We start from the raw sequence: 2,623 nt of genomic DNA, 5'->3' as shown, positions 1-2,623 counted from the left end.
GACCGGTCGTCGGTTCGGCGACCCGTCGAAACTGCTGCTGGTGTCGGTGCGTTCCGGCGCTCGCGCCTCGATGCCCGGCATGATGGACACCGTCCTCAATCTCGGCCTGAACGACGAGACGGTCGAGGCGCTGGCCGCCGATTCCGGCGATGCGCGCTTTGCCTATGACAGCTACCGCCGCTTCATCCAGATGTATTCCGATGTCGTCATGGGTCTCGACCACGAAGTGTTCGAGGAAATCCTGGAGGACCAGAAGGGCGGTCTCGGGCACGAGCTCGACACCGAACTGACGGCGCTCGAATGGCAGGGCGTCATCGCGCTCTACAAGGCCAAAGTCGAGGAAGAGCTTGGCAGGCCGTTTCCGCAGGATCCGCATGAGCAGCTCTGGGGCGCGATATCAGCCGTGTTCTCGAGCTGGATGAACAACCGCGCCATCACCTATCGCCGCCTGCACGATATTCCCGAAAGCTGGGGCACGGCGGTCAACGTCCAGGCCATGGTGTTCGGCAATATGGGCGAAACCTCGGCCACCGGCGTTGCCTTCACGCGCAACCCGTCGACCGGCGAAAAGATGCTCTATGGCGAGTTCCTGGTGAACGCGCAGGGCGAGGACGTCGTTGCCGGCATCCGCACGCCGCAGAACATCACCGAAGCGGCGCGTATCGCAGCAGGCTCGGACAAGCCGTCGCTGCAGAAGCTGATGCCTGACGCGTTCCAGTCCTTCGTCACCATCTCCGATAGTCTGGAGAAGCACTACCGCGACATGCAGGATCTCGAATTCACCATCGAGCGCGGCAAATTGTGGATGCTGCAGACCCGCTCCGGCAAGCGCACCGCCAAGGCGGCGCTGAAAATTGCCGTCGAGATGGCGCAGGACAGGCTGATCACGAAAGAGGAAGCCGTTGCCCGTATCGACCCGGCCTCGCTCGACCAGTTGCTGCATCCCACCATCGACCCCAAGGCCGCGCGCGACGTCATCGGCATCGGACTGCCGGCCTCGCCCGGTGCCGCTACCGGCGAGATCGTCTTTTCCTCAGCTGACGCCGAGGACTTGAAGACACAAGGGCGCAAGGCGATCCTGGTGCGCATCGAAACCAGTCCCGAAGACATCCACGGCATGCATGCGGCGGAAGGCATCCTGACCACGCGCGGCGGCATGACCAGCCACGCCGCGGTGGTGGCGCGCGGCATGGGCAAGCCTTGCGTCTCGGGTGCCGGCTCGCTGCGCGTCGACTACAGGGCCGGCACGCTGCTCTCGATGGGGCAGACCTTCCGCAAAGGCGACATCATCACCATCGATGGCGGCAACGGCCAGGTGCTGAAGGGCGCGGTTGCCATGCTGCAGCCTGAACTGTCAGGCGATTTTGCCGCCATCATGGAATGGGCGGACGCGGTGCGGCGCATGAAGGTGCGCACCAATGCCGAAACACCGCTCGATGCGCGCATGGCGCGCTCCTTCGGCGCCGAAGGCATCGGGCTTTGCCGCACGGAGCACATGTTCTTCGACGGCGACCGCATCGTCGCCATGCGCGAGATGATCCTGGCCGACACCGAAAAGGACCGGCGCGCCGCACTCGCCAAGCTTCTGCCCATGCAGCGCTCGGATTTCCTCGAACTGTTCGAGATCATGGCCGGCCTGCCGGTGACGATCCGACTGCTCGATCCGCCGCTGCACGAATTCCTGCCCAAGACCGAGGCTGAAATCGCCGAGGTCGCCGCCGCCATGAACGTGTCGCCCGACAAGCTCAGGCAGCGCACCGAGGCGCTGCACGAGTTCAACCCGATGCTCGGCCATCGTGGCTGCCGCCTGGCCGTCTCCTACCCCGAGATCGCCGAGATGCAGGCACGGGCCATTTTCGAGGCGGCCGTGGAGGCCGGCAGGAAGGCCGGCGCCCTGGTGGTCCCCGAGATCATGGTGCCGCTCGTCGGCCTGGTGAAGGAGCTCGATTACGTCAAGGCGCGCATCGATGCGGTTGCCAAGAGCGTCATGGAGGAAACCGGCGTCAAGATCGACTATCTCACTGGCACGATGATCGAGCTTCCCCGCGCCGCCATCCGCGCGCATGTCATTGCAGAATCAGCCGAATTCTTCTCCTTCGGCACCAACGACCTGACCCAGACGACCTTCGGCATTTCGCGCGACGATGCGGCCTCGTTCCTGGAAACCTACCGCCAGAAGGGCATTATCGATCAGGACCCGTTCGTCTCGCTCGACATCGAGGGCGTCGGCGAACTGGTGCGCATGGCCGCGCAAAAGGGCAAGGCGACGCGGCCCGACATCAAGCTCGGCATTTGCGGCGAACATGGCGGCGATCCGGCCTCGATCCGCTTTTGCGAAGAGGTCGGCCTCGACTACGTGTCCTGTTCGCCCTATCGCGTGCCGATCGCCAGGCTGGCGGCAGCGCAGGCAGCGGTGCTGGTTGCGAAAACAGGCCGCGGATAGGATCCATCCAGCTTACCGTTTTGTAAGACAATTCACGCGAACGTGCTGGCGGCGTCGCGTAATCTCGACATTGTTCCTGCCCAATTTGCGGCCATCCGCAAATTGCTCCCGGAAACAGATGCTGCAGATCTCTCCCGCGCCGCTCCGCTCGATCCTGGTCATTCAAACCAAGTTCATAGG

The 2,623-nt window shown here is 63.8% G+C and carries 1 protein-coding gene; it reads left to right on the top strand.

Annotation, left to right across the window (positions count from 1 at the left end; genetic code table 11):
• A partial coding sequence (gene ppdK, locus EN991_RS31605) for a pyruvate, phosphate dikinase (RefSeq protein ID WP_127370223.1) occupies positions 1–2,443 on the top strand: 2,443 nt, incomplete at its 5' end.
• Positions 2,444–2,623 lie beyond the last annotated feature (180 nt).

This window comes from Mesorhizobium sp. M7A.F.Ca.US.005.03.2.1 (assembly GCF_003997795.1).
GTDB lineage: Bacteria > Pseudomonadota > Alphaproteobacteria > Rhizobiales > Rhizobiaceae > Mesorhizobium > Mesorhizobium ciceri.
The sequence above is the reverse complement of the archived record's forward strand: the minus strand, read 5'-3'. Positions and strand labels throughout refer to the sequence as shown.